At 62.0% G+C, this 24,922-nt stretch carries 25 protein-coding genes; 9 read left to right on the forward strand and 16 right to left on the reverse strand.

Going from position 1 to position 24,922, the window contains the following annotated elements:
- Nucleotides 1–103: 103 nt before the first annotated feature.
- From FBY01_RS25400 to nrdR, 12 genes are all read right to left on the reverse strand, one after another.
- Complete coding sequence (locus FBY01_RS25400) at nucleotides 104–904, reverse strand: cobalamin-binding protein (protein ID WP_145309999.1); 801 nt, start codon at nucleotides 902–904, stop codon at nucleotides 104–106.
- Nucleotides 904–1,323, reverse strand: coding sequence for an MFS transporter (locus FBY01_RS25405; RefSeq protein WP_077749232.1), 420 nt, complete (start codon nucleotides 1,321–1,323; stop codon nucleotides 904–906). Before FBY01_RS25405 ends, FBY01_RS25400 begins: the two co-directional genes overlap by 1 nt.
- Entirely contained in the window at nucleotides 1,320–1,937 is a 618-nt protein-coding gene (gene ribA, locus FBY01_RS25410) for a GTP cyclohydrolase II (RefSeq protein WP_027924335.1), read from the reverse strand. The genes FBY01_RS25405 and ribA overlap by 4 nt, the downstream gene beginning before the upstream one ends.
- 251 nt (nucleotides 1,938–2,188) lie before the next feature.
- The gene (locus FBY01_RS25415) at nucleotides 2,189–2,926 is read right to left on the reverse strand and encodes an ABC transporter substrate-binding protein (RefSeq protein WP_010467326.1); all 738 of its coding nucleotides are present in this window, start codon (nucleotides 2,924–2,926) and stop codon (nucleotides 2,189–2,191) included.
- Nucleotides 2,927–2,948: 22 nt separating this feature from the next.
- Nucleotides 2,949–3,452 carry a phosphatidylglycerophosphatase A gene (locus tag FBY01_RS25420; protein ID WP_008033735.1) on the reverse strand — a complete coding sequence of 168 codons (504 nt, stop codon included), beginning with the start codon at nucleotides 3,450–3,452 and terminating at the stop codon, nucleotides 2,949–2,951.
- Complete coding sequence (gene thiL, locus FBY01_RS25425; protein ID WP_145310001.1) at nucleotides 3,449–4,414, reverse strand: thiamine-phosphate kinase; 966 nt, start codon at nucleotides 4,412–4,414, stop codon at nucleotides 3,449–3,451. Before thiL ends, FBY01_RS25420 begins: the two co-directional genes overlap by 4 nt.
- Before the next feature lie 21 nt (nucleotides 4,415–4,435).
- Nucleotides 4,436–4,936, reverse strand: coding sequence for a transcription antitermination factor NusB (nusB, locus tag FBY01_RS25430; RefSeq protein ID WP_145310003.1), 501 nt, complete (start codon nucleotides 4,934–4,936; stop codon nucleotides 4,436–4,438).
- Nucleotides 4,933–5,409: a 6,7-dimethyl-8-ribityllumazine synthase gene (gene ribE, locus FBY01_RS25435; RefSeq protein WP_003185938.1), complete on the reverse strand. Its 477-nt coding sequence runs from the start codon at nucleotides 5,407–5,409 to the stop codon at nucleotides 4,933–4,935. The genes nusB and ribE overlap by 4 nt, the downstream gene beginning before the upstream one ends.
- A gap of 91 nt (nucleotides 5,410–5,500) precedes the next feature.
- Complete coding sequence (ribBA, locus tag FBY01_RS25440; RefSeq protein ID WP_010467323.1) at nucleotides 5,501–6,592, reverse strand: bifunctional 3,4-dihydroxy-2-butanone-4-phosphate synthase/GTP cyclohydrolase II; 1,092 nt, start codon at nucleotides 6,590–6,592, stop codon at nucleotides 5,501–5,503.
- 16 nt (nucleotides 6,593–6,608) lie between these two features.
- Entirely contained in the window at nucleotides 6,609–7,271 is a 663-nt protein-coding gene (locus FBY01_RS25445) for a riboflavin synthase (protein ID WP_010467322.1), read from the reverse strand.
- A 46-nt stretch (nucleotides 7,272–7,317) separates the two neighbouring features.
- On the reverse strand, nucleotides 7,318–8,451 hold the full coding sequence (ribD, locus tag FBY01_RS25450; RefSeq protein WP_077749236.1) for a bifunctional diaminohydroxyphosphoribosylaminopyrimidine deaminase/5-amino-6-(5-phosphoribosylamino)uracil reductase RibD: 1,134 nt from the start codon (nucleotides 8,449–8,451) through the stop codon (nucleotides 7,318–7,320).
- Nucleotides 8,448–8,912, reverse strand: a complete 465-nt coding sequence (gene nrdR, locus FBY01_RS25455) for a transcriptional regulator NrdR (protein ID WP_003228656.1) — start codon at nucleotides 8,910–8,912, stop codon at nucleotides 8,448–8,450. The genes ribD and nrdR overlap by 4 nt, the downstream gene beginning before the upstream one ends.
- A gap of 128 nt (nucleotides 8,913–9,040) precedes the next feature.
- On the opposite strand from nrdR, the gene FBY01_RS25460 reads away from it, so the two are divergent.
- From FBY01_RS25460 to trxA, 3 genes are all read left to right on the forward strand, one after another.
- A complete protein-coding gene (locus FBY01_RS25460) occupies nucleotides 9,041–9,505 on the forward strand; it encodes a YbaY family lipoprotein (RefSeq protein WP_042932997.1) in 465 nt (154 codons plus the stop codon).
- Nucleotides 9,502–10,158, forward strand: coding sequence for a methyltransferase (locus FBY01_RS25465; RefSeq protein WP_145310005.1), 657 nt, complete (start codon nucleotides 9,502–9,504; stop codon nucleotides 10,156–10,158). Before FBY01_RS25460 ends, FBY01_RS25465 begins: the two co-directional genes overlap by 4 nt.
- A gap of 186 nt (nucleotides 10,159–10,344) precedes the next feature.
- Nucleotides 10,345–11,217, forward strand: a complete 873-nt coding sequence (trxA, locus tag FBY01_RS25470; RefSeq protein WP_077749238.1) for a thioredoxin — start codon at nucleotides 10,345–10,347, stop codon at nucleotides 11,215–11,217.
- Here trxA and FBY01_RS25475 read toward each other — a convergent pair.
- Nucleotides 11,214–11,561: a hypothetical protein gene (locus FBY01_RS25475; RefSeq protein WP_102593809.1), complete on the reverse strand. Its 348-nt coding sequence runs from the start codon at nucleotides 11,559–11,561 to the stop codon at nucleotides 11,214–11,216. The two genes, trxA and FBY01_RS25475, sit on opposite strands and share 4 nt — an antisense overlap.
- A 134-nt stretch (nucleotides 11,562–11,695) precedes the next feature.
- Here FBY01_RS25475 and FBY01_RS25480 point away from each other — a divergent pair, with 134 nt between their 5' ends.
- The 5 genes from FBY01_RS25480 (at nucleotide 11,696) to FBY01_RS25500 (ending at nucleotide 15,861) form a co-directional block, all read left to right on the forward strand.
- Nucleotides 11,696–12,274 carry a DUF2796 domain-containing protein gene (locus tag FBY01_RS25480; protein WP_145310007.1) on the forward strand — a complete coding sequence of 193 codons (579 nt, stop codon included), beginning with the start codon at nucleotides 11,696–11,698 and terminating at the stop codon, nucleotides 12,272–12,274.
- 165 nt (nucleotides 12,275–12,439) lie between these two features.
- Nucleotides 12,440–13,150: an ABC transporter ATP-binding protein gene (locus FBY01_RS25485; protein ID WP_010467315.1), complete on the forward strand. Its 711-nt coding sequence runs from the start codon at nucleotides 12,440–12,442 to the stop codon at nucleotides 13,148–13,150.
- A gap of 1 nt (nucleotide 13,151) precedes the next feature.
- A complete protein-coding gene (locus tag FBY01_RS25490) occupies nucleotides 13,152–14,417 on the forward strand; it encodes an ABC transporter permease (protein WP_102593808.1) in 1,266 nt (421 codons plus the stop codon).
- 11 nt (nucleotides 14,418–14,428) lie between these two features.
- The gene (locus tag FBY01_RS25495) at nucleotides 14,429–14,941 is read left to right on the forward strand and encodes a DUF3299 domain-containing protein (RefSeq protein WP_042932995.1); all 513 of its coding nucleotides are present in this window, start codon (nucleotides 14,429–14,431) and stop codon (nucleotides 14,939–14,941) included.
- Between the two features lie 221 nt (nucleotides 14,942–15,162).
- Nucleotides 15,163–15,861: an OmpW family protein gene (locus FBY01_RS25500; protein ID WP_010467312.1), complete on the forward strand. Its 699-nt coding sequence runs from the start codon at nucleotides 15,163–15,165 to the stop codon at nucleotides 15,859–15,861.
- A 75-nt stretch (nucleotides 15,862–15,936) separates the two neighbouring features.
- Here FBY01_RS25500 and FBY01_RS25505 read toward each other — a convergent pair whose 3' ends face one another.
- Both FBY01_RS25505 and FBY01_RS25510 read right to left on the reverse strand, forming a co-directional pair.
- Entirely contained in the window at nucleotides 15,937–16,866 is a 930-nt protein-coding gene (locus FBY01_RS25505) for an NAD-dependent epimerase/dehydratase family protein (RefSeq protein ID WP_010467311.1), read from the reverse strand.
- Nucleotides 16,859–17,743 carry a sugar nucleotide-binding protein gene (locus tag FBY01_RS25510; RefSeq protein WP_010467310.1) on the reverse strand — a complete coding sequence of 295 codons (885 nt, stop codon included), beginning with the start codon at nucleotides 17,741–17,743 and terminating at the stop codon, nucleotides 16,859–16,861. The genes FBY01_RS25505 and FBY01_RS25510 overlap by 8 nt, the downstream gene beginning before the upstream one ends.
- A 308-nt stretch (nucleotides 17,744–18,051) precedes the next feature.
- On the opposite strand from FBY01_RS25510, the gene FBY01_RS25515 reads away from it, so the two are divergent.
- Nucleotides 18,052–22,377, forward strand: a complete 4,326-nt coding sequence (locus FBY01_RS25515) for a DEAD/DEAH box helicase (RefSeq protein WP_145310009.1) — start codon at nucleotides 18,052–18,054, stop codon at nucleotides 22,375–22,377.
- A gap of 97 nt (nucleotides 22,378–22,474) precedes the next feature.
- On the opposite strand, the gene FBY01_RS25520 is transcribed toward FBY01_RS25515, so the two are convergent.
- Entirely contained in the window at nucleotides 22,475–24,592 is a 2,118-nt protein-coding gene (locus FBY01_RS25520) for a mechanosensitive ion channel domain-containing protein (RefSeq protein ID WP_145310011.1), read from the reverse strand.
- Nucleotides 24,593–24,922: the final 330 nt, after the last annotated feature.

Consider the following 24,922-nt stretch of genomic DNA (forward strand, 5'->3'; position numbering starts at 1 on the left):
GTGCGGTGTTCGGGCGGGCCTCTTCGCGGGCAAGCCTCGCTCCTACAAGGATCACCCCGGACCTGTAGGAGCGAGGCTTGCCCGCGAAGGACGCACCTTGGTCTTAGCGGTCGGGCGCGATGACCTGGCAAAGTTTGGACGTCGCCTCGATCATCTGCCCACTCGGCCGCTCCAGCCCCTTGTCCGTCACCAACAGCAACCGCCCCTGCGCCACCGCCGCCACCTGCGGCCAGGCTTTCCACGCCTCCAGCTGCGCCTGATCACTGGCCAGAATCACGTCGGGATTACGCTGCAACACCGCCTCGACGCTGACCTGCGGCGCCGGCAATGTCAGGTCGGCGAATACATTGCGCGCCCCGCACACCTCCAGCGCATCACTGATGATCTGCCCGCCGCCAACGGTGTACAGCGGCCGATCCCACACCTGATAAAACACCCGCAACGGTTGATCCCGGCGATATCGCTGGCGCAGCAGATCCAGGCGCTGGCGTAATTGCGCGGCCAATGAAACGCCACGCTCAGGCCGACCGAGTTGCGTGGCAATCGCTTCGATCTGCGCAGTCAGTTGTTCGAGGTTGTGGGGTTCGGCGACATACGTAGGGATGTTCAGGCGCTTGAGTTGTTCACGCTGGGCCGGGCCAACGCTGCCGGGCCAGAGCAGAAGTAAATCGGGTTTCAGGCTGAGCAACTGCTCCATATCCAACTGGCCATAGCGGCCAACCGATGGAAGCCCGTTGAGTTCGGCAGGACGTTCACCGGCATCCAGCACGCCGACCAGAAGGTCCGCGGAGCCCAGTTCGACAACGATTTCAGACAGAGACGGCGCGAGGCTGACAACGCGCTCAACAGCGCAGGCCATGCCGCTGCCGGCCAGCAGCATCAGCGCCAGCCAGAAGCGATACATCAGCCGAGTTGACGCGGGATACGGTAGAGGTAGAACAGCACGGTGGTCGACAGCGCCAGCAGCACCAACGGCACCGCTTCAAGGCCGACGAACACCGCCAACGCGCCGATCCAGGCCGGCAGGCTCGCAACCAGCAACGCCGTGCGGCGCTTGGCGGCCAGGGTAATCCAGGCGGCGGGTTCTTCCGGGGTGTCGAGGGCTTTCTGGGTGGCGATCAATGCGTGCTTGTAGCCACCAAAAAACTTCAGGCTGACAAACATCGAGGCGACACCAGCGATGAAAAACGGCATCGCCAGCACCGGCAGGAGCGCCTCGCCCTGGCCGAACACACCATTGATCACGAACAGGGGCAGCAGGGCCAGAGCCAGGTATTGCCACCAGTTGAAGGACAATCGCCGCCGTACTTGACCGCGCGTCACGCCCGGTCTGCCTCGCCCTGATGCTCGTTGCCCATCATGTGGTCGAGCTTGCTGGCCTTGGTGGCCAGGTAGAGTTTGTTGTGCGGGTTGTGACCGGTGTGCAGCGGCACACGCTCGGCGACCACGATGCCCATGTCGGTCAAGGCTTTGACCTTGCGCGGATTGTTGGTCATCAAGCGCAGGGATTTCACGCCCAGGTGTTCCAGCATCGGCAGGCACATGGCGTAGTCACGCTGGTCGGCGGCGAAGCCCAGACGCTCGTTGGCTTCAACGGTGTCGGCACCGCCATCCTGCAACTCATAGGCGCGGATCTTGTTCAGCAAGCCGATGCCACGGCCTTCCTGGCGCAGGTAAAGCAACACGCCACGACCTTCACGGGCGATGGCCTGCAAGGCGGCCTCAAGCTGCGAGCCGCAGTCGCAACGCTGGCTGAACAAGGCGTCGCCGGTCAGGCATTCGGAGTGCAACCGACCCAGTACCGGGGCACCGTCGGCGAACTCACCCAGGCTCAGCACCACGTGCTCGCGTCCGTTCTCTTCATCGAGAAAGCCGTGCATGGTGAATTGCGCAAAAGGCGTTGGCAGCTTGGAAGCGGCGACAAAAACGACAGGCACCGGTGTGCTCCTGATCAATGAGTACTGGAGTTTCGCAGAGGCGGCATTGTAACAGCAGGTTCCTACAGACGCTTAGGCTGAATTATGGGGCATAACGATCAAAAAGTTAGATCTCAGGTCCGCCCAAGCACCCTGTGGGAGTGAGTCTGCTCGCGATAGCAGTGTGTCGGAACACCGATCTTTAACAGATAGTCGCCATCGCGAGCAGGCTCACGCCCACAGGAAATCATCAGTGCCACAGGGACTTGTGTTCATTTCGAATCGAACGGATAGGGTTGTTTCCAGCGTTCGAAGATCGGTTTCAACCGGCCGCTTTTCACCAGCAACTCCATGCGCTCATCGAACAGCGCCATCAACGTCCGAGCTTTGGGCGTATCGGCGAAGCACAGGTACAGCGGCAATTCCGCGATGTGGGTGCGACGAAACTGCGAAGGATCCTTGGCCCACTTGAGGACATAGTCGACTTCGGTCAGCGCATCGATGTAGTAGTCGGCGCGGTTGTGGGTCAGCATCGACAGAATCCCGGTGCGCCGGATGACTTCGTTATAGCGCTGCACGTTGGGCAGGTAATCCTGGTAGTCGTAGCCGCGGACCCAGGCCAGTCGATAGTTGCCCAGCGTCTCCAGGGTCGGTGCCGGATTGCTCGCCAGGCCCAGGGCGTAGATGTGATCGGTATCGAAGTTCCAGCGCGGATAAAGCAGATCGCTGTTTTCGTCGCGGTAGGAGCCGACACAGGCATCCACTTCGCGGAGTTGGGCCAGGCCTACGGAGCGGGTGTAAGGCTCGGTGCGGATGTCCAGTTTGACACCGGCCGGCTCGAACACTTCCCGCAGCACGTCCCAACCCAGGCCATGACCGTCAGCGGCGGTGTAGTCTTCCCAGTCTTCGCTGGCCAGATGAATCACGGACGGCGTCGTCGTGGCATCGCCCGCTCGGACGATCGAGCAAAACATGGCGAACACCATCACAACCCACCAGCGCCGAGCCATCCCTAGTCCCCTGTCTCGCCCGTCAGGCGAAAATCCACACCAGCCCTTGCATGGCCAACCACGCAAACACGCCTGCCAATACGTCATCGAGCATGATCCCGACGCCACCGTGCACATGCCGGTCGATCCAGTGAATCGGCCAGGGCTTGAGAATGTCGAAGAAGCGGAACACCAGGAACCCCGCCAGCAACCAGTACCAGCCTTCCGGTACCAGCCACAGGGTGATCCACATCCCGACCATTTCGTCCCAGACGATGCCTTCGTGATCGTGTACCCGCAAATCGTCGGCGACCTTGCCGCACAGCCAGAAGCCGAACAGCATGGTGATGCCGAGCATCAGCCAGTAACCCCAGTCGGGCAGCATCTGCCACAACGGGATAAAGGGTAGCGCAACTAACGAACCCCAGGTGCCCGGTGCCTTTGGCAAGGTGCCCGAGCCGAAGCCGAACGCCAGGAAATGCCAGGGATTGCGCCAGACCGAAGGCGGTACGAATTCCGCCGGGACCTGTTTGGGATGATCTGTCACGGTGTCTCCCGAAAATGTTGATAGCCCCGGGTTTGCGGGGTGATGTCCTGTCCATCGGCGTCCAGCAGTACCACGCCCTGCCCGGCCTCTACCCTGCCGATCACATGGATCGGCCAGCCGGCGGCCAGCAACGCGGGCAACTCGACGGACGGTAGGGTGAAGGCCAGCACGTAATCGTCCCCGCCGCTCAACGCTGCCGCTTGGGCGCCCGATTGGCCGAGGAAGGCCACTAAAGCGTTCGACAGCGGCAATCGGTCCCGTTCAACTTGAATGCCGACCTTCGACGCCAGGGCAATATGCCCGCAGTCAGCGAGCAGGCCGTCGGAGATATCCAGCGCCGACGTGGCTTTGCCGCGTAGTGCCTGGCCCAACGCCAGCTGCGGCCGCGGCGACCAGTAATGGGCCAGCAATGGATCAGCGATGGCGGCGTCAGCCGTCCGCTGCCCCAGCACCAGCGGCAAGGCACCCGCTGCATTGCCCAACTCACCGCCCACGCAGAGCAAATCGCCGGGCTGCGCACCGCTGCGGGTCAACGCCTTGCCGGCCGGCACACGACCAAACACGGTCATGGTCAGGCTCAGCGGCCCGCGCGTGGTATCACCGCCCACCAGCGCCACGCCACAGTGCTGCGCCATGACGTTCAAACCACGGGCGTAGGCGTCCAGCCAATCGGCGGTCACCGTCGGCAAGGTCAGGGCAAGGGTAAAGGCAACGGGGGTGGCGCCCATGGCGGCCAGATCACTGACGGCCACAGCCAGCGAACGCTGACCGAGCAGAAAAGGGTCGCAAGGCTCTGCGAAATGCACGCCGGTAACCAGCGTGTCGGTGGAAATGGCCAACTGCTCCCCGGGGGGAAAAGCGAGCAAGGCGCAGTCATCACCGATCCCGAGGGCAACGCCTTCGCCGCCTTGCGCACAAGGCGCGGCGGCGAAGAAATTGCGGATCAGCTCAAACTCGCCCATGTGGCAGCTATCAAGCGCCGATTAGCGCTTGAACGCCTTCACTTCAGCTTCACGCAGACGCGGGGCCAGCTTGTCGAGTACGCCGTTGACGAATTTGTGGCCATCGGTGGAACCGAAGACTTTCGCCAGCTCGATACCTTCGTTGATCACAACGCGGTACGGCACGTCGACGCGCTTGAGCAGTTCCCAGGTCGACAGGCGCAGAACAGCCAGTTCAACCGGGTCCAGCTCTTCGATGGTGATGTCCAGGCACGGCGTCAGTGCAGCGTCGATTTCAGGCTTGTTGGCCGGAACGCCGTGCAGGATGTCGTGGAAGTATGCGGCATCGACATCGCTGAAATCGTTATCGACCCGAAACTGCGCTTCGATCTCGTTCAGCGACTGCTTGGCCATGTGCCATTGGTACAGCGCTTGGGTCGCGAGCTGACGGGCTTCGCGACGCTTGACGCTTTTCGATGGCTTGCCGGCATCCGCAGGCTTTGGATCGCGCGGGTTGAACTGATCGCTGTCGTCGCTAATCACTTGGCCTCCAACTGCGCCAGCAGGCTGACCATTTCCAGAGCGGACAGGGCAGCTTCGGCGCCTTTGTTACCGGCCTTGGTGCCGGAACGTTCGATGGCTTGCTCGATGGAATCAACGGTCAGCACGCCAAATGCGACCGGAACGCCGAACTCCATGGACACCTGGGCCAGGCCCTTGGTGCATTCGCCAGCCACGTATTCGAAGTGCGGAGTACCGCCACGAATGACCGCGCCCAGGGCGATGATTGCCGCGTACTCGCCCTTCTGAGCGACTTTCTGCGCAACCAGCGGGATTTCGAAGGCGCCAGGCGCGCGGATGATGGTGATGTCGCTTTCGCTCACGCCGTGGCGAACCAGGGCATCAACTGCACCGCTGACCAGGCTTTCAACGACGAAGCTGTTGAAGCGGCCCACTACCAGAGCGTAGCGGCCTTTAGGGGCGATGAAGGTACCTTCGATGGTCTTCAGGGTCATTCGTTAGATCTCTTAAAGAGCCGGGACGCGTTTTCTACGCATCCCTCGGTGATGTGTTAGCCGCGAATCAAGGACTGGAAACAACCGGTCATTATTCGGAGGGCACGTATTCTACAACTTCCAGATCGAAACCGGATATCGCATTAAATTTCATTGGCGCAGACATCAAGCGCATTTTGCGCACGCCCAGGTCCCGGAGGATCTGCGAACCGGCACCGACGATGCTGTAGGTGGTCGGTTTTTTCACGATGGCCTGATCCGCAGTTTCACGGATGTGCGCCAGCAATACGTCACCATCGAGCGGGTGACCGAGCAACAGCACCACGCCGCTGCCGGCCTCGGCCACCGCGGCCATGGCGGCGCGCAGGCTCCAGCGGCCCGGTTGCTTGACCATCAACAGGTCGCGCAGCGGGTCCATGTTGTGCACGCGAACCAAGGTCGGTTCTTCGGCGCACACGGTGCCCAGGGTCAGGGCCATGTGCACGTCACCTTCCACGGAATCACGATAGGTCACCAGGTTGAACTGGCCCAGTTCGCTGTCCAAAGGCTGCTCGGCAATCCGCTGAACGGTACGTTCGTGGATCATCCGGTAGTGAATCAGGTCGGCAATGGTGCCGATCTTGATGTTGTGTTCGGCCGCGAAGGCTTCGAGCTCGGTGCGACGGGACATGGTGCCGTCGTCGTTCATCACTTCGCAGATCACGCCGCTTGGCTCGAAACCGGCCATGCGCGCCAGGTCGCACGCCGCTTCGGTGTGGCCAGCGCGGGCCAGGGTACCGCCGGCCTGGGCCATCAGCGGGAAAATGTGGCCGGGGCTGACGATGTCTTCAGCCTTGGCGTCTTTCGCCGCAGCCGCTTGCACGGTGCGTGCGCGGTCGGCAGCGGAAATACCGGTGGTCACGCCTTCGGCCGCTTCGATGGACACGGTGAACTTGGTGCCGAAGCCGGAACCGTTGCGCGGCGCCATCAAGGGCAGCTTGAGCAGCTCGCAACGCTCGCGGCTCATCGGCATGCAGATCAGGCCACGGGCGTGCTTGGCCATGAAGTTGATGTGTTCGGCCTTGCAGCACTCGGCGGCCATGATCAGGTCGCCTTCGTTCTCGCGGTCTTCGTCATCCATGAGGATGACCATCTTGCCTTGGCGGATGTCTTCAACCAGTTCTTCGATGCTATTGAGCGCCACAAGGCACCCCCTTGAGTCAGGATTTGAGGTAGCCGTTGGCGGCCAGAAAGCTTTCGGTGATGTTTCCGGAGGTTGGCTCTGCGGCCTTGTCGCCCAGCAACAGGCGCTCCAGATAACGTGCCAGCAAGTCAACTTCAAGGTTTACCCGGCGACCTGGCTGGTATGACGCCATGATGGTTTCGCTCAGGGTGTGCGGAATGATAGTCAGCATGAACTCGGCGCCATCGACCGCGTTCACGGTCAGGCTGGTGCCGTCGACGGTGATCGAACCTTTATGGGCAATGTACTTGGCCAGGTCCTTCGGCGCACGGATGCGGAATTCCACGGCGCGCGCATTCTCGGTACGGGAAACCACTTCACCCACGCCATCGACGTGTCCGCTGACCAAGTGCCCGCCGAGGCGAGTGGTCGGGGTCAGGGCCTTTTCCAGGTTCACCGGGCTGCCGCTTTTCAGGTCGTTCATGGCGGTGCAGTCGAGGGTTTCGCGACTGACGTCCGCCGCAAAGCCGTTACCCGGCAGCTCAACCGCCGTCAGGCACACGCCGTTGACCGCGATGCTGTCGCCCAGTTTGACGTCGCTCAAATCGAGCTTGCCGGTTTCTACGTGGACCCGCACATCACCGCCTTTTGGGGTCAATGCACGAATACTGCCGATGGATTCGATGATGCCGGTAAACATGGAGTTCTCCTCGAGAACAGGGCCGTCGCGTGGCGCAGGCCGGGAATTATACGCTCGCCGCTGGCGCAGGAATGGCGATGACTCGCCAGTCATCGCCAACCGCGCGAATTTCGGTGATTTTGAGCTCAGGCGCATCCTTCATTTGCGCGATCGGCCAGTCCAGCAGCGGCCGAGCCGAGGAGCCGAGGAACTTGCCGGCGATGAAAATCTGGAATTCGTCCACCAGACCTTGCTGGGCAAAAGCCCCGGCCAGACGCGGGCCTGCCTCAACCAACACTTCGTTGACCCCGCGTGCAGCGAGTTCGACCAGCAACTTTCGCAGGTCGACCAAACCATCGTCGCCCGCCACGATCAGGCATTCCGGGCCGTTCGCGTACTGCTCTTCAATCGCCATACAGGTGGCGACCAATGCCGGCCCGGCCTTGAAAAACGGTGCATCCAGCGGCACTCGCAGACGGCCGTCGATCAGCACGCGCAGCGGCGGACGGCTCATGGCCTGGGCCGTTTGTTCGGCGTCCAGGCCCAGCTCATCGGCACGCACGGTCAAGCGGGCGTTGTCCGCCAGCACCGTGTCGGCGCCGGTCAGCACCACGCTGGCCTGCGCCCGCAGGCGTTGCACCGCCGAACGTGCGGCCGGGCCGGTGATCCATTGGCTCTCGCCGCTTTCCATTGCCGTGCGACCGTCCAGGCTCATGGCCAACTTGACCCGCACGAACGGCAAGCCGTGTTCCATGCGTTTGAGGAAGCCTTGATTAAGCTTGCGCGCCTCGCCTTCCAGCACGCCACTTTCGATGGCGATGCCGGCCTGGGCCAGGCGCTGCAGGCCGCGACCGGCCACCGACGGGTTCGGGTCCTGCATCGCTGCGACGACCCGCGCAAGGCCGGCATTCACCAGCGCATCGGCGCAAGGCGGCGTATGGCCGTGGTGGCTGCACGGTTCGAGGGTCACGTAAGCGGTGGCACCTCGGGCCTTGTCGCCTGCGGCACGCAGGGCGTGGACTTCAGCGTGGGGCTCGCCAGTGCGCACATGCCAGCCTTCGCCGACAATCTGCCCGTCACGCACGATCACGCAACCAACGCGAGGGTTGGGGTGTGTCGTGTAATGGCCTTTGCGCGCCAGTTCCAGGGCGCGGGCCATGTAATGGGCGTCGAGGATGGCTTGTTCGGGGGACGTGGTCATTCTTTCACCGGCTCACGGGCCAGGCGATCGATCTCTTCCCGGAACTCGTTGAGGTCCTGGAAGCGCCGATACACGGAGGCGAAACGAATGTAGGCGACTTCGTCGAGCTTTTGCAGCTCGGCCATCACCAGTTCACCGACCACGAGGGATTTGACCTCGCGCTCGCCGGTGGCGCGCAGTTTGTGTTTGATATGCACCAGCGACGATTCGAGGCGCTCGACACTCACCGGGCGCTTCTCCAGCGCACGCTGCATGCCCGCGCGAAGTTTTTCTTCATCGAAGGGCTGACGGCTACCGTCGGTTTTGATCAGGCGCGGCAACACCAGTTCGGCGGTCTCGAACGTCGTGAAACGCTCGCCGCAGGCCAGGCATTCACGCCGGCGGCGCACCTGTTCGCCCTCGGCGACCAGACGCGAGTCGATGACCTTGGTGTCGTTGGCACCGCAGAAGGGACAGTGCATGGTGGCAGGCAACAAAAAAAGGGAGGGCCATGGTAGCGCATCCCCGTGGCAAGACAAGACATAGGGTTTACGGTATACAGACTGCCTATAGAGCTTGATCCATGGATTTCACCTTGCTGGAGCCGCAAATGTCCCTAAGACCACTCGTATTGCTCAGTGTTTTCAGCCTGCTGGTGGCCTGCAGCAGCGATGCGCCCAAGCCCCAGCCGCCAACACCAGGGCCCGCCCCACAGGCCGCGCAGAAAAAAGCCAAGGAGTCCGCCAACCTCGGCCCGTTGCCCGCCTATCAGCGTGAACTGAGCGGCACCCTGCAAGGCATACCGGCCGGCGCCGAAGTTGAACTGGCGCTGCTGGTGATCGATGCCCAGGACCGCCCGCAACAATTGCTCGCCAGTTCGAGTCTGATCGGCACCAATCAGCTTCTGCCGTTTCACCTGCGCTTCAACCCGGAATCGTTCCCTGCCGGCGTTCGCGTTGAATTGCGCGGTCGCGCCAGCCAGTCCGGCCAGTTGATTTTGCACCTGCCTTCGCAGGTCATTACCCAGCCGACGACACAGGCCTTGGGTCAGCTGCAATTCGTCAAAGCCCCATGATTGCACCGCTCGACCTGCAACGGGCGTTGGGTGAATTGCTCGGTGATGCGCAGCTTGTGCCTGTTGCGTTGCCCGATACCGAGCTGAAACTCTGGCTGATCGACGGCGATAACATGGACCGCGCGTTCAGCCCGGAAGAAACCCGGCGGATTCTGCATGAACCGCCCTACTGGAGTTTCTGCTGGGCCAGCGGCCTGGCGGTTGCCCGCTATCTCGCCGCATTCCCTGAATGGGTCGAAGGCAAGCGGGTGCTGGATTTCGGTGCTGGCTCCGGGGTGGCGGGGATTGCGGCAGTAAAGGCCGGCGCGCTGGAAGTGGTGGCCTGTGACCTCGACCCGCTGGCGATTGCCGCGTGTCAGGCGAATGCCGAACTCAATGGCGTACACCTCAACTACTCGACGGATTTTTTCGCCGAAGCGGATCGGTTTGATCTGATTCTGGTGGCCGACGTTTTGTATGACCGGGCGAACCTGCCGTTGCTTGATGAGTTTTTGAGCCGGGGCCAGGAAGCGTTGGTGGCGGATTCGCGGGTAAGGGATTTCAGGCATCCGCTCTATCAACGTATCGAAATGCTGGAAGCGATGACCCTGCCGGATCTGGCCGAGCCTGAAGAGTTTCGGCATGTGAGCCTGTACCACGCGCGGCGCGGCTAAAAGCTTCGCGAGCAAGCTTCGCTCCTACAGGTTCGGCGTCGGTCTTCAAATCGGCGTGGGCCTGCAGGAACGAGCGGTGCGACGATCCGACTTGCCCGCGAAAGCGCCCTGTCAGACCGCCCACACTTTCAGCGATACCCTGCCAAGCCTTATAGTTGCCCCATTCACGCTTTTACGAGATCCCCCATGAGTCAGGAAACGCCGTACATCTTCGACGCCACGACCGCCGATTTCGACCAGTCGGTGATCGAGAACTCTTTCCACAAACCGGTGCTGGTGGATTTCTGGGCCGAATGGTGTGCGCCGTGCAAATCGCTGATGCCGCTGCTGCAAACCATCGCCGAGAGCTACCAGGGCGAATTGCTGCTGGCCAAGGTCAACTGCGATCTCGAACAGGACATCGTCGCCCGCTTCGGCATTCGCAGCCTGCCGACCGTGGTGTTGTTCAAGGACGGTCAGCCAGTGGACGGTTTTGCCGGTGCGCAGCCTGAGTCCGCCGTGCGGGCGATGCTTGAGCCTCATGTGCAAATGCCGCCACCCGCAGCGGCCGATCCATTCGAACACGCCCAGGCCCTGTTCGACGACAGCCGTTTCGCCGATGCCGAAGCCGCGCTCAAAGTGCTGCTGGGCGAAGACAACACCAACGCTGCCGCCTTGATCCTCTATGCCCGTTGCCTGACGGAACGGGGCGAACTGGGCGAAGCGCAAACCGTGCTCGACGCAGTGAAAAGCGACGAGCACAAAGCGGCACTGGCCGGCGCCAAGGCGCAAATCCAGTTCCTTGGCCAAGCCAAGGATTTGCCGGATGCCGCAGACCTGAAAGCGCGCCTGGCGAAAAACCCGCAGGACGATGAAGCGGTGTATCAACTGGCAATCCAGCAACTGGCCCGCCAGCAGTACGACGCCGCGCTGGATGCGCTGCTGAAGCTGTTCGTCCGCAATCGCAGCTACAGCGAAGGCTTGCCGCACAAGACCTTGCTGCAGGTGTTCGAATTGCTGGGCAATGATCACCCGTTGGTGACCACCTACCGCCGCAAGTTGTTTGCTGCGCTTTATTAACCTGCGTTGATCCAGCTATAGAGCGGCGTATCCCCGCCGCTCGACACCTTCACATCCGTGCAATGACGCAAACGCACCAGCAAGCGCTTGCCCGACGCCGCGCTGCCGGTCAGTCCTTCCAACTGATCCAACAGATCCGGCCCGCTCAATTGCCCGGCCTTGCGCAGCAAATCCTTGGCGATTTGCCACAGCGCATCATCCTGATTCACCGGCTTGGCCGGGGCGTCACTGGCCTCAGGCTTGACCACCTGCAACTGCGCACCAAGCCGCGCCCAATCGCCGTCGTCCATCTCCAGCGTCAAATCCACCGGCCAGTCGCCGATGCTTCCGCGTATACGCAACATAAGTCTGCTCCTGCACATTTCTGACGAGCATGCTCCCATGTGACTTGCGCAACGCCAAGCAGACGGTCAAACTCCCCGCACTTTCGTTATAAGATTACATAACAAACTCTTCATTTTACTTTCGGAGACCCGCCATGCGCCGTCTGCTGCTCGCTCTGCCGTTCGCCCTGTTGCCACTGACCGTCGCCCACGCGGCTGAAGAACATGATCATGACCATGAACACGGCAGCCTCAGCGCCCACGAACATGGCGTCGCTCGCCTGAATGCAGCGCTGGACGGTCAGACCCTGGAGCTGGAGCTGGAAAGCCCGGCGATGAACCTGGTGGGCTTCGAACACGCTGCCACCACTGACGCCGACAAGGCCAAAGTGGCCGCCGCTCATGCGCAGCTTGAGAAACCGTTGGCACTGTTCAACCTGCCGAAAGCCGCCGGTTGCGTAGTGGCGACCCAGGAACTGGAAAGCCCGTTGTTCGGTGACAAGCCGGATGCTGATGACGATCACGATGCCAAAGACGAACATCATCACGACCACAGCGAAATCCACGCCCATTACCAATTCACCTGCTCAGCCCCGGGCGCGCTGAAAACCCTGGACCTGGCCAGTATCTTCAACACTTTCCCAGCCACTCAGAAGATTCAGGTACAGCTGATCAGCCCGAGCGGGCAGCAAGGGGTTGAAGTGACGGCCAAGGCTGCCGCTCTCAAGTTCTGAATTCACCACCGCCCCTGTAGGAGCGAGGCTTGCCCGCGAAGGCATCCTAATAGTCAACATCTCTGTTGAATGAGATGGCCTCTTCGCGGGCAAGCCTCGCGCCTACAGGGATCGGTGTTGGATGTGACATTGAGACAAGTACCCAAAACCCATGAAATCGGCGCTATGACCCAAGCACTCATCGAACTGTCCGACCTGGGCTTCAGCTGGCCCGGTCACCCGCCGCTGCTGGACATCCCGGCGTTTCGCCTGGAGCCCGGCGAAACCCTGTTCCTCAAAGGCCCCAGCGGTAGTGGCAAGACCACCCTGCTTGGCCTGCTTGGGGGCGTTCAGAAACCCGATCGCGGCAGCATCCGCCTGCTGGGCCAGGAGCTGACCGAACTCGGCGCCGGCGCGCGTGACCGCTTTCGCGTCGATCACACCGGCTATATCTTCCAGCAGTTCAACCTGCTGCCGTTTCTCTCGGTGCGCGAGAACGTCGAGTTGCCCTGCCACTTTTCCAAACTGCGCGCCGAGCGGGCGAAACAGCGCCACGGCAGCGTCGACCAGGCCGCCGCCACTTTGCTGGCTCACTTGGGCCTGAAGGATGAAAGCCTCCTCAGCCGCCGCGCCGATTCGCTGTCCATCGGCCAGCAGCAACGGGTCGCTGCCGCGCGCGCGTTGATTGGTCAGCCGGAGCTGGTGATCGCCGACGAACCGACCTCGGCCCTGGATTACGACGCTCGCGAAAACTTCATTCGCCTGCTGTTCGCCGAATGCCGTGAAGCCGGCTCGAGCCTGTTGTTTGTCAGCCACGATCAAAGCCTCGCGCCGCTGTTCGATCGCCATCTGTCGCTGGCCGAACTCAATCGCGCCGCCACCCCGTTCGAGGTCTGAGATGTATTTGTTTCGTCTAGCCCTGGCCAGCCTGGCTAACCGCCGCTTTACCGCGATCCTCACCGCGTTCGCCATTGCCCTGTCGGTCTGCCTGCTGTTGGCCGTGGAACGGGTGCGCACCGAAGCCAAGGCCAGTTTCGCCAGCACCATCAGCGGCACCGACCTGATCGTCGGCGCGCGTTCCGGTTCGGTGAACCTGTTGCTGTACTCGGTGTTCCGCATCGGCAACGCCACCAACAACATTCGTTGGGACAGCTTCGAACACTTCGCCAACAACCCGAAAGTGAAGTGGGCGATCCCGATGTCCCTCGGCGATTCCCATCGCGGTTATCGCGTGATGGGCACCACCGAGGCGTACTTCGAGCACTACCAATACGGCCATCAACAGCACCTCGAAGTGGCCGATGGCCGCGCCTTCGCCAGCGATCCGTTCGAAGTGGTGCTCGGCGCCGAAGTGGCCGATGCGCTGCATTACAAACTCGGCGACAAACTGGTTCTGGCCCACGGCGTGGCAGTGATCAGCCTGGTCAAGCACGACGACAAACCGTTCACCGTAGTCGGCATTCTCAAACGCACCGGCACCCCGGTGGACCGCACGCTGCACATCAGCCTCGGCGGCATGGAAGCGATTCACGTCGACTGGCACAACGGCGTGCCGGCCCAGGGCAAAGGCCGGATCAGCGCCGATCAGGCACGCAACATGGACCTGACGCCACAAGCGATCACCGCCTTCATGCTCGGCCTCAACAGCAAGATTTCGACGTTCGCCGTGCAGCGCGAGATCAACGAATTCCGTGGCGAGCCGATGTTGGCGATCCTGCCCGGTGTGGCGCTGCAAGAGCTGTGGAGTTTGATGAGTACGGCGGAAAAAGCCTTGTTCGTGGTGTCGCTGTTTGTGGTGCTGACCGGTTTGATCGGCATGCTCACAGCGATTCTCACCAGCCTCAACGAACGACGGCGCGAGATGGCGATTCTGCGCTCGGTCGGCGCCCGGCCCTGGCACATTGCGACGTTGCTGGTGCTGGAGGCGTTTGCCTTGGCGCTGGCCGGCGTAATGGCCGGGCTGGGTCTTTTGTATGTGGGCATCGCCCTCGCCCAAGGCTATGTGCAAGCCAATTACGGTTTGTACCTGCCACTCGCCTGGCCCAGCGAGTATGAATGGACGCTGCTCGGTGGCATCCTGATCGCCGCGTTGCTGATGGGCAGCGTGCCGGCGTGGCGCGCGTATCGCCAATCCCTGGCCGATGGCCTGTCGATCCGACTATGAGGACGTTAATGATGCCCCGCGCTCTGCTTGCGCTGTTGATGCTGGTCGCCCTGCCGCTGTGGGCGGCCGAGCCGAAAGAGCTGACCTGGTCGGAAATGATCCCGCCGGACGCCGCACCGGAAGTGCCGAACATGACACCGCTGCACGACCTGTCGCAGATGAGCAGCGCGCTGGAATCGGCGCCCGCCGCCAGACAAGACATGCCCAATGCACCTGTGGTGAAAAACCTCGACGGGCAGAACATTCGCTTGCCGGGTTACATCGTGCCGCTGGAAGTGAGCGAGGAGGGTCGCACCACGGAGTTTTTGCTGGTGCCGTATTTCGGCGCCTGCATCCATGTGCCGCCACCGCCGTCGAACCAGATCGTGCACGTGAAAAGCGAAGTGGGCGTGAAGCTGGATGAGCTGTATCAGCCGTACTGGATCGAGGGCGCGTTGCAGGTCAAAGCGTCAACCAGCGAGTTGGCGGACGCGGGGTATCAGATGGAGGCGGACAAGATTTACGTGTATGAATTGCCGGAGTGAATCCGGCGATTCTGTATTGCTTGATCGATAGCTATCGCGAGCAGGCTTGCTACCACAGGGGATCACCAAATCTCTGTGGGAGCGAGCCTGCTCGCGATGAGGCCATCTGCCGCACCACAAAAACAAGGCCATCACTGTTTCATTGAGCTGAGTCAAAAGACCGTATCAGACGCCTCCGTACCATTGGACATCGAATATTTTTAACGTCCTTTGGAGCTCCTATGCACAAGTCCTTGCTCAGCGCTTCGCTGTTTGCCGTCGCGCTCGCAGCCCCGCTCGCTTACGCCCACGAAGCCGGTGACATCCTGGTTCGTGCCGGTGCAATCACCGTCAACCCGAAAGCAGACAGCTCCAGCGTCAAGGTCGATCAAGGCCCTCTGGCCGGCGCCGACCTGGGTGGCAAGGCGACCATGAGCAGCGACACGCAACTGGGTCTGAACTTCGCTTACATGATCGACAGCCACTGGGGGATCGAACTGCTCGCCGCCTCGCCATTCGAGCATGACGTGAAGATCAAAGGCACCGCCCTGGGCGCAGCCAACGGCAAACTCGGCACCCTGAAACACCTGCCGCCAACCCTGAGCGTTGTGTACTACCCGCTGGACGCGAAGTCTGTATTCCAGCCATATGTCGGCGCCGGCATCAACTACACCTGGATCTACGACGAGCACGTCGGCAGCGAAGCACAAGCCAACGGCTTCAGCAATTTCAAGGCGGATAACTCTTGGGGCATGGCGTTTCAGGTTGGTGCTGACTACATGATCACCGACAACATCATGCTCAACGCCCAGGTGCGCTACATCGACATCGACACCACGGCGACCGTGGAAAACAACGCCGTGGCGCCGGGTACTCGTGCCAAGGTCGATGTGGACGTCGACCCGTTCATTTACATGGTTGGCCTGGGTTATAAGTTCTAAACCCACACACACAAAAAAGGCGCCTCGAAAGGCGCCTTTTTCATGATCGTTCCCACGCTCCGTGATGGGAACGATCTATCGTCCCAACAACCGCGCCAAGCCAACATTCATCGGCGTCTGCTCAGGGTAGGTAAACCGCTCCAGCAACCGCCGATTGTTCGCTCGCGAGTGGCGGATGTCACCGGAACGTGCCGGGCCGTAACTCACCGGGGGCAATTGACCGACCACCACCTCCAGCGCCTCAAGCATTTGCTTGAGAGAAGTTGCCTGGTTCCAGCCAACATTGACCGCGCCGACTTCGACCTGCGGTTGCTCGATGGCTTGCACCAACAAATCCACCAAATCTTCAACGTAGACGAAATCGCGTGTCTGCTCGCCATCGCCAAACACGGTGATCGGCAGGCCTTTCTGCGCGCGCTCGCTGAAAATACTGATCACGCCGGAATACGGCGAGGATGGATCCTGACGCGGGCCGAAAATGTTGAAGAAGCGGAAAATCACCGGCTCCAGACCATGCTGGCGACGGTAGAAATCGAAGTAATACTCGCTGGCCAGTTTGTCCGACGCATACGGTGTCAATGGCGCCTTGGGCGTGTCTTCATCGATCGACTCGCCTTCGCCATTGTTGCCGTAGACCGCCGCGCTGGAGGCGTACAGCACTCGCTTGACGCCAGCCTGACGCATGGCTTCGCAGACATTCAGCGAGCCGATGAAATTGCTGCGGTGAGTCTTCACCGGATCGTCCACCGAGGCCTGCACTGACGCCACCGCGGCCAGATGCGCCACGGCGCTGCAACCGAGCATGGCCTGGGCCACCAGCGCAGCATCGGCGACGTCACCCACAACGAGTTCGACCTTGGGATTGTCCAGCGGCAGGTTGCTGCGTTTGCCGGTGGACAAGTCATCAAGAATTCGCACCGAATGGCCTTTGGCAAGCAAGGCATCGGTCAGGTGCGAGCCGATGAAACCGGCGCCGCCGGTGATTAAAACAGGGCCGTCAGCCATGGCGATAGAACCTATCCAGTAAGCCCGGGAGTGCCGCGCGCCAGGCGCGGGGCTTGATTCCGAAAGTGTGCAGTATTTTCTTGCAGGCCAGCACCGCGTGTTGCGGCTCTTCGGCGGCGTCCGGGCGCGCGGCGTGAGCCTGGGCGGTCGGCGCTTCGATGGCCAGCGGATGCAGGCTGCGGGCTTCGGTCAGGATCGCCTGCCCCAGCGCCAGCGGCGTGGTCGCCTCATGCCCGGCGTAATGATAGGTGCCCCACAGCGGCGCTGCACAATCGAGCTGCTTGAGTACCGAAATGATCACCCGCGCCGCGTCGTCGACCGGAGTCGGGTTGCCCCGGCGGTCGTCGGCCATCAGCAATTCTTCAGGCTGTTCGGCGCGACCGAGGAAGCGCCCGAGAGTGCCGTCGGGGCTGTCATCGAGCAGCCAGCCGAAACGCAACAGCACGTGTTGCGGGCAGGTAGCGCGCACGCTTTGTTCGATCCGCCACAAGGCCTGACCGCGCAAGCCCAATGGCACCGGTTCGTCTTTTTCGCTGTAGGCGGTCGCCCGGGAGCCATCGAACACGCGATAGCTCGACGGTTGCAGCAGCACGATGTTGTGGTGCTGGCACAGTTCGGCCAGACGCTCGATCGCCCGCTCCTGCCCAGCCAGGCGCTGTTCGCTAACCGTCTCCGCCTGAAACCAGTCGAAGTAGTAGGCGAGATTGATCAACGCGTCCGGGCGGGTGTCGTCGAGCAGTTGCGTCAGGCTCGCGGCATCCCAGCCGTCTTGCGGTGGGCGGGGGGCGAGGAAACCGATGTCTTCCTCCGCACCGAGGCGAATCAGCGCCTGCCCAAGGGCATTTCCGCCGCCCAGTAACATAAGGCGCATTCGCATAGAGTCAGCAGGCCCAGTCTGATTGGAACGATGGCTTTATCGACAGCGCCCGTGGGCGATGTCGTTGATAGTTGCCGGAATCGTTGCATTTTGCGGGTTTAGTGCGCAACCGTCATCCGTAAAGTGTAGATCCCCGGGATTTGTGGTGCCTGTCCCGACCCCATCGCGAGCAGGCTCGCTCCCACAGGGGGCTGCGGCGCACACAAATCCAATGTGGGAGCGAGCCTGCTCGCGATGAGGCCATTGGAAACAATGAAGGTCTTGAGCGGTACTTGCATCTTCAGTCCCCCACCCGCATAAATTACCCAATGAATCTGCCCATCCCCACGGACGCGGCCCTGGCAGGCTTCCACCCCGCCGTCAGCGCCTGGTTCAGCAATACCTTCCCGACGGTCACCGCCGCCCAGGCCCGGGCGTGGCCGTTGATCCGCCAGCACCGCTCGACCCTGATCGCCGCGCCCACCGGGTCCGGCAAAACCCTCACGGCCTTCCTCGCGGTCATCGACGACCTGGTCCATCGCGGCCTGGAAAATGAAGGCGGGTTGCCCGACGAAACCCTGGTGGTCTACGTCTCACCGCTCAAAGCCCTGTCCAACGACATCCAGATCAACCTGCAAAACCCGCTGGCCGGCATCACCGAGCAATTGCGCGTCATGGGTCTGCCCGAATTGCAGATCAACACCGCCGTGCGCACCGGCGATACGCCGCAAAAAGACCGCTCGGCCATGCGCCGAACGGCACCGCACATTCTGGTGACCACCCCGGAGTCCCTCTACGTGCTGCTTGGTTCCGATTCCGGCCGGCAGATGCTCGGCACCACGCGCACGGTGATCGTCGACGAAATCCACGCCATCGCCGCCAGCAAACGCGGCAGCCATCTGGCCTTGAGCCTCGAACGACTGCAGGCGCTGTGCGCGGTCCCGCTGATGCGGATAGGCCTGTCTGCCACGCAAAAACCCATCGAAGCGGTCTCGCGCTTCCTTGTGGGCCGTGACCGCGAGTGCGAAATCATCGACATCGGCCACGCCCGCCCACGGGATCTGGACATCGAAGTGCCGCCAGTGCCGCTCTCGGCAGTGATGGCCAACGATGTCTGGGAACGGGTCTACGACCGCCTCGCCGCCCTTGCCCGCGAACACCGCACCACGCTGATTTTCGTCAACACCCGACGCCTGGCCGAGCGCCTGAGCCGGCACTTGAGCGAACGCCTCGGCAAGGAGGCCGTCGCCGCGCACCATGGCAGCCTGGCCAAGGAGTTTCGCCTCGACGCGGAACAGCGGCTCAAGCGCGGCGAGCTGCAAGTGCTGATCGCCACGGCCTCGCTGGAACTGGGGATCGACATAGGCGACGTCGACCTGGTGTGCCAGATCGCCTCGCCGCGCTCGATTGCCGGTTTTCTGCAACGGGTCGGCCGCTCCGGGCACCAGGTCGGCGGCACGCCCAAGGGCCGTTTGTTCGCCACCACCCGCGATGACTTGATCGAATGCGCCGCCCTGCTCGACTGCGTGCGCCGTGGCGAACTCGACACCCTGCAGATTCCCAAGGCGCCGCTGGATGTCTTGGCGCAGCAGATCATCGCCGAAGTCAGCTGCCAGGAATGGCAGGAGCAGGCCTTACTGGAGATGTTCCGCAAAGCCTCGCCCTACGCCGACCTCGACGAAAAGCATTACCAGGCGCTGCTGAATATGCTCGCCGAGGGCTACAACGGTCGCCAGGGGATTCGCAGCGCCTACCTGCACCGCGACGCCGTGACCCGCACGTTGCGCGGTCGTCGGGGCAGCAAACTGACGGCGGTGACCAGCGGCGGAACGATTCCGGACAACGCCGATTACGGCGTGCTGCTGGAGCCTCAGGGGCTGAACATCGGCAGCGTCAACGAAGACTTTGCCGTGGAAAGCATCGCCGGGGATATCTTCCAGTTGGGCAATACGTCGTACCGGATCCTGCGCGTCGAAACCGGCAAGGTCCGGGTCGAAGATGCTCAGGGCCAGCCGCCGACCATTCCGTTCTGGCTTGGGGAAGCACCGGGACGCAGCGCTGAATTGTCATTCGCCGTCGCGCGCCTGCAAGCGCAGCTCGATGACCTGCTCGGCGCCACACCGGGCGACTTGCAACCGGCCATCGACTGGCTGACCGACACCCTCGGCCTGAACCTCGCCAGCGCCGAGCAACTGGTGGATTACCTGGCCCGCGCACGCCTGACATTGGGCGCCCTGCCCTCACAAGACACGCTGCTGATGGAACGGTTTTTCGACGAATCCGGCGGCACACAATTGATCATCCACTCGCCGTTCGGCAGTCGCATCAACCGCGCCTGGGGCCTGGCCTTGCGCAAGCGGTTCTGCCGCACCTTCAACTTCGAATTGCAGGCCGCCGCCAGCGAAGACGCAATCGTGCTGTCGCTGTCCACCAGCCACAGCTTCGAACTCGACGACGTTTGGCGCTACGTTCACAGCAACACCGCCGAGCACCTGCTGATCCAGGCGATACTCGATGCGCCGCTGTTCGGCGTGCGCTGGCGCTGGAACGCCGGGGTTGCCCTGGCGTTGCCGCGTTACACCGGAGGGCGCAAAGTCGCGCCGCAGATCCAGCGCATGAAAAGCGAAGACCTGATCGCCAGCGTGTTTCCCGATCAGATTGCCTGCGTGGAAAACCTCGCCGGTGAACGCGAAGTGCCCGAGCATCCGCTGGTGGAGCAAACCCTCGACGATTGCCTGCACGAGGCCATGGACAGCGAAGGCTGGCTGGCACTCTTGCGGCGTATGGAAAGCGGCGACGTCCGACTGATCAGCCGCGATTTGCCGGCGCCCTCGCCGCTGGCAGCAGAAATCCTCAGCGCCCGCCCCTATACCTTTCTCGACGATGCGCCGCTGGAAGAACGCCGCACCCAAGCGGTGCTCAACCGGCGCTGGACCGACCCGCAGTCCACCGACGACCTCGGTGCGCTGGATGCCGAAGCGATTCAAGCGGTGCGCGACGAAGCCTGGCCAGCCCCGACGGGCGTCGATGAAATGCACGAAGCCTTGATGAGCCTGGCGTGCATCACCGATGCCGAGGCACAGGCCAATGCGCATTGGCTCGACTGGCTCAACGTCCTCGCTGCAAGCGGTCGCACCAGCCGTTTGCAGCTCAATGCCGGGCAATCGCTGTGGTTGGCGTTGGAGCGTCTGACCTGCCTGCGGGCGATTTATCCACAGGCAGATTTGCTGCCTCCGCTGGAGGCGCTACCGGGATTCGATGAGGCCTGGGAAACGGACGAAGCCGTGCTGGAAGTGATTCGCGCGCGGCTCAGTGCGTTTGGCCCACTGCCGTTGCAAGCGATTGCCGAACCTTTGGGATTGCCGGCCATTGAAGTCACCCAAGCGCTGGCGCAACTGGAGCGCGAAGGTTATGTGCTGCGTGGTCAATTCACCCCTGGCGCCACTGAGGACGAATGGTGTGAGCGGCACCTGCTGGCGCGGATTCACCGCTACACGGTCAAGCGTCTGCGGCGGGAAATCGAGCCGGTGGCGTTGCAGGATTTCATGCGCTTTCTGTTCGACTGGCAGCACTTGTCCGCCGCGACGCAAGGCCAGGGCAACGCGGTGCTGCCGGCCATCGTCGCGCAGTTCGAAGGCTATCCCGCTGCCGCTTCAGCCTGGGACAGCGACATTCTGCCGATGCGGATCAAAGGCTATTCGGCAAGTTGGCTGGACGACCTGTGCCGCAGCGGCAAGCTGGTCTGGACCCGCCTGACCGCGCGCAACAAGACGGCCGGTACGGCGTTGCGCAGTACACCGATTCTGCTGCTACCGCGCAGCCAGGTCGGGTTGTGGAGCAGCCTGACCGAGCAGACCCCGGTCAGCGAACTGTCGCCCAAGACGCAAAAGGTCTACGAAGCACTCAGCCAACATGGCGCGTTGTTTTTCGATGAGCTGATTCACGAGGCGCACCTGCTGCGCACCGAGCTGGAAATCGCCTTGCAGGAACTGGTCGGCGCCGGACTGGTGAACGCCGACAGTTTCGCCGGCCTGCGAGCGCTGATCACCCCGGCCAGCAAGCGACAGAACCGCAGCAGCCGACGTGGGCGTGGAGCGTTTGTCGGCGGGATGGACGATGCCGGGCGCTGGGCCTTGCTGCGACGCGGTCCCGCCGTGCCGGTGGTGGATAACAAACGCCCGACGCCGACGCCGAGCGACACCCTGGAACACATCGCCATGACGTTGCTGAGACGCTACGGCGTGGTGTTCTGGCGCTTGCTGGAACGGGAAGCGGATTGGTTGCCGAGTTGGCGGGAATTGCTGCGCACGTTCCATCGGCTGGAGGCTAGGGGGGAGATTCGCGGTGGGCGGTTTGTCAGCGGTTTGGCTGGCGAGCAATTTGCGTTGCCTGAGGCCATTCCATTGCTGCGCGAAGTCCGGCGCCGGCCGCATGACGGGAGTTTGATCGCGGTGTGCGGGGTTGATCCGCTGAACCTTGCCGGGACGTTACTGCCCGGAGCGAAGGTGCCGGCGTTGGCGAGTAATCGGCTGGTGTATCGAGATGGGTTGCCGGCGGCGGCCGAGATTGCTGGCAAGCAGGTTTTCTGGGTCGAGCTGGATCAGCAATCGGCTGCTGAATTACACAGCAAGCTGATCCGCCACAATCCCCTGTAGGAGCGAGGCTTGCCCGCGAAGAACGAAGACACGGTTCTACTGATACACCGCGGTACGCCCTTCGCGGGCAAGCCTCACTCCTACAAGGTTTGCGGTGTTATTGAGTACGCGGCTGATCCGGTAACAACACCGGCGAATTCTCCGGCGCCGGCCCGTCGTCTTCCTGCCCGGCCATCGCCTGCCTCGGCATCAAAACCTGCTGTGGATAAGTCTGCGCGAAATGCACGCACGGGCTGTTATCCACAAGCTTCTTCAACCGTTGGTTAAATGCCCGGCTCACCGCATATTGCCCACCCGACACCGTGCGGAACTGCGCGGTCAGCACCACGCCGTTGAGGTCCATTTTGTCGACGCCAAACACATCCAGCGGCCCTTGCAGGTTGTACTTGAGAAACGCGTCCTCTCGGATCGAATCCCCCGCCTCACGGATCAGTTCGATCGCTTTGTCGACATCGGTGTCGTAGGTGAACTGCACCGAGAAAAACGCATAGGCAAACTGCCGCGATTGGTTGGTCACGGCCTTGATCTGCCCGAACGGCACCGAGTGCACGAAACCCTTGCCGTCCCGCAGGCGCAAGGTGCGGATGGTCAGGCCTTCGACCGTCCCGGCATGGCCGGAGTCGAGCACCACCCAGTCGCCGATCGACAGTGTGTCTTCGATGATGATGAACAACCCGGTGATCACGTCCTGCACCAATTGCTGCGAACCAAAACCGATGGCCAGGCCGACCACCCCGGCACCCGCCAGCAACGGCGCAACGTTGATCCCAAGGTTGGCCATGGTGGTAATTGCGCAGATCACCACCAGGATGATTTTGATCGCGTTGCGCAGCAGCGGCAGAATGGTTTTGACCCGCGTACTCGGCTGCGTCGTGCGTTTGTTGACCGGCGGTTTCAGCGCTTCCTGGATCGCCGTATCGAGCACCACCCACAGCAACCAAGTCACCAGAAAGATCAGCCCCATGCTGCTCAGCGAATCACTGACCGCCCGCCCTACCTTGTTTTGCTCGGCGAATTCGAACAGCGACACGCCCCAGATCCGCCCAAGGATTTCGATGAAAGCCACGGCCATGATGATTCGTAGCAGCGCATGCAGCAGACTGAGAAAACGCTCCTTGTAAGCGCTGCTGCGCTGGATCGCTTCAACCTGGCGCGACTTGAACATGTGCTGGAAAATCGTGCTGAGAAACACCGTGGCGATCAGCAGGATAGTGGTGAACAACGCACAGCGCAGCGCCTTCTGATTGTCATCGCCGACGCCGAGCAGGTTGATCGCCGAGACCATCACCATCAGCAGGATCGGCCAGTACCAGAGCCCGGAAAAGATCCGCAGGGATTCTTGCAGCGACGGCTGTTTGAGGCGCTGGGCCAAGGGCCGGTTACGGATCAGATGCGCCACCGGGCGCCTCAATCGAATCACCAATAAGCCGAAGATGATCGAGACGAAAAAACCGGTGAGCACGGCAGCGCTGCTGGTGATGTTGCCGCCCAGTTGCCGGGCGATCTGCGGGCTGGTCAGCGCATCGCTGAGCGCGGCAAGGAAACCGATCAGGAACAGCGGTCGTGGGCAGAAATCGCGGATGATCTGCACTGCCGTGCGCTTGTGGCCGGTGTTGAACATGACAATCACGCAGAGCAGCATCGAGGTCGAAAAAATGCCGCTGCTGGTGGCGTAGGCGAAACACAGCGCCAGCGCACGGCCCACCGAGGCAGGCAGGAAATGGCTGACGTAAAGGGTCAAAGGCAGGCAGATCAGGGCCGGTAGCGTGTAAGGCAACACATAATTGAGCAGGTCCTGACTGCGCTGGCGGGTTCGCAGAAAGCGGCCCTGACTCAAGCGTTTGGCGAGTATCCCGCCGAGCACGGTGAGCAAGGCAAAGCTGCCGAGCCAGACGCCGGACAACATCAGGAAGTCGCCAATCACGCTCCAGCCGGAACGGTTAGAAGGTCGATTGACCAGTTTATCCACCTCATTCGCCGCCCGGTCCGCCCGCAGGCGCCAGGCATCAACCAGGTCTTCGTTGAGGTCGAGCTTGTCCTGAACGTCGTCGATGCTGGAGCTGATGGCCCCGAGCAGGCCGCCCTGGACCAACGGTTCAGGCGTAGCAGGCTCCTCGGCGGCGGCGGGAACACCCGGCAGCGTGACGGCTTCCAACTCGTTGCTGCCCAGAAACAGCAACGCCCCCAGCAGTATCGCGGTCTTGAACTTGAGCAAAACGGGAAGCTCCTTGGGAAGGGTCTGTAAGGAACCGATCGGGAAATGGCGGGCAAGTTCGGTTTTGCCCGCGAGATAACAGCCAGCAAGTTCCCCTGTGGCGAGGGAGCTTGCTCCCGCTGGGGTGCGAAGCGCCCCCCAAAAACCTGCAAACCTGGCTCCTCAGATACAGCGTGCGATATGGCATTTGCGACTGCTGCGCAGCCGAGCGGGAGCAAGCTCCCTCGCCACAGGGTTTCATTTGCCCGCGAGATATTTGACCTGCACGCAAATATCAAATGCCCACCCCTCTATTTTTCCGCACAACCCAAACCCCGACACTGCGCTCCA

The sequence above is a fragment of the Pseudomonas sp. SJZ077 genome, from assembly GCF_007993905.1.
Classification (GTDB): domain Bacteria; phylum Pseudomonadota; class Gammaproteobacteria; order Pseudomonadales; family Pseudomonadaceae; genus Aquipseudomonas; species Aquipseudomonas mandelii.

What these genes read in the sequence shown, in the direction of transcription:
- FBY01_RS25480 (WP_145310007.1), top strand. Translation starts at nt 11,696, where the DNA reads ATGCGCCGTCTGCTGCTCGCTCTGCCGTTCGCCCTGTTGCCACTGACC.
- FBY01_RS25505 (WP_010467311.1), bottom strand. Translation starts at nt 16,866, where the DNA reads ATGGCTGACGGCCCTGTTTTAATCACCGGCGGCGCCGGTTTCATCGGC.
- trxA (WP_077749238.1), top strand. Translation starts at nt 10,345, where the DNA reads ATGAGTCAGGAAACGCCGTACATCTTCGACGCCACGACCGCCGATTTC.
- FBY01_RS25415 (WP_010467326.1), bottom strand. Translation starts at nt 2,926, where the DNA reads ATGGCTCGGCGCTGGTGGGTTGTGATGGTGTTCGCCATGTTTTGCTCG.
- FBY01_RS25495 (WP_042932995.1), top strand. Translation starts at nt 14,429, where the DNA reads ATGCCCCGCGCTCTGCTTGCGCTGTTGATGCTGGTCGCCCTGCCGCTG.
- FBY01_RS25490 (WP_102593808.1), top strand. Translation starts at nt 13,152, where the DNA reads ATGTATTTGTTTCGTCTAGCCCTGGCCAGCCTGGCTAACCGCCGCTTT.
- nrdR (WP_003228656.1), bottom strand. Translation starts at nt 8,912, where the DNA reads ATGCACTGTCCCTTCTGCGGTGCCAACGACACCAAGGTCATCGACTCG.
- ribE (WP_003185938.1), bottom strand. Translation starts at nt 5,409, where the DNA reads ATGACCCTGAAGACCATCGAAGGTACCTTCATCGCCCCTAAAGGCCGC.
- thiL (WP_145310001.1), bottom strand. Translation starts at nt 4,414, where the DNA reads ATGGGCGAGTTTGAGCTGATCCGCAATTTCTTCGCCGCCGCGCCTTGT.
- FBY01_RS25515 (WP_145310009.1), top strand. Translation starts at nt 18,052, where the DNA reads ATGAATCTGCCCATCCCCACGGACGCGGCCCTGGCAGGCTTCCACCCC.
- FBY01_RS25475 (WP_102593809.1), bottom strand. Translation starts at nt 11,561, where the DNA reads ATGTTGCGTATACGCGGAAGCATCGGCGACTGGCCGGTGGATTTGACG.
- FBY01_RS25485 (WP_010467315.1), top strand. Translation starts at nt 12,440, where the DNA reads ATGACCCAAGCACTCATCGAACTGTCCGACCTGGGCTTCAGCTGGCCC.
- FBY01_RS25510 (WP_010467310.1), bottom strand. Translation starts at nt 17,743, where the DNA reads ATGCGAATGCGCCTTATGTTACTGGGCGGCGGAAATGCCCTTGGGCAG.
- ribD (WP_077749236.1), bottom strand. Translation starts at nt 8,451, where the DNA reads ATGACCACGTCCCCCGAACAAGCCATCCTCGACGCCCATTACATGGCC.
- FBY01_RS25460 (WP_042932997.1), top strand. Translation starts at nt 9,041, where the DNA reads ATGTCCCTAAGACCACTCGTATTGCTCAGTGTTTTCAGCCTGCTGGTG.
- FBY01_RS25465 (WP_145310005.1), top strand. Translation starts at nt 9,502, where the DNA reads ATGATTGCACCGCTCGACCTGCAACGGGCGTTGGGTGAATTGCTCGGT.
- FBY01_RS25400 (WP_145309999.1), bottom strand. Translation starts at nt 904, where the DNA reads ATGTATCGCTTCTGGCTGGCGCTGATGCTGCTGGCCGGCAGCGGCATG.
- FBY01_RS25500 (WP_010467312.1), top strand. Translation starts at nt 15,163, where the DNA reads ATGCACAAGTCCTTGCTCAGCGCTTCGCTGTTTGCCGTCGCGCTCGCA.
- FBY01_RS25445 (WP_010467322.1), bottom strand. Translation starts at nt 7,271, where the DNA reads ATGTTTACCGGCATCATCGAATCCATCGGCAGTATTCGTGCATTGACC.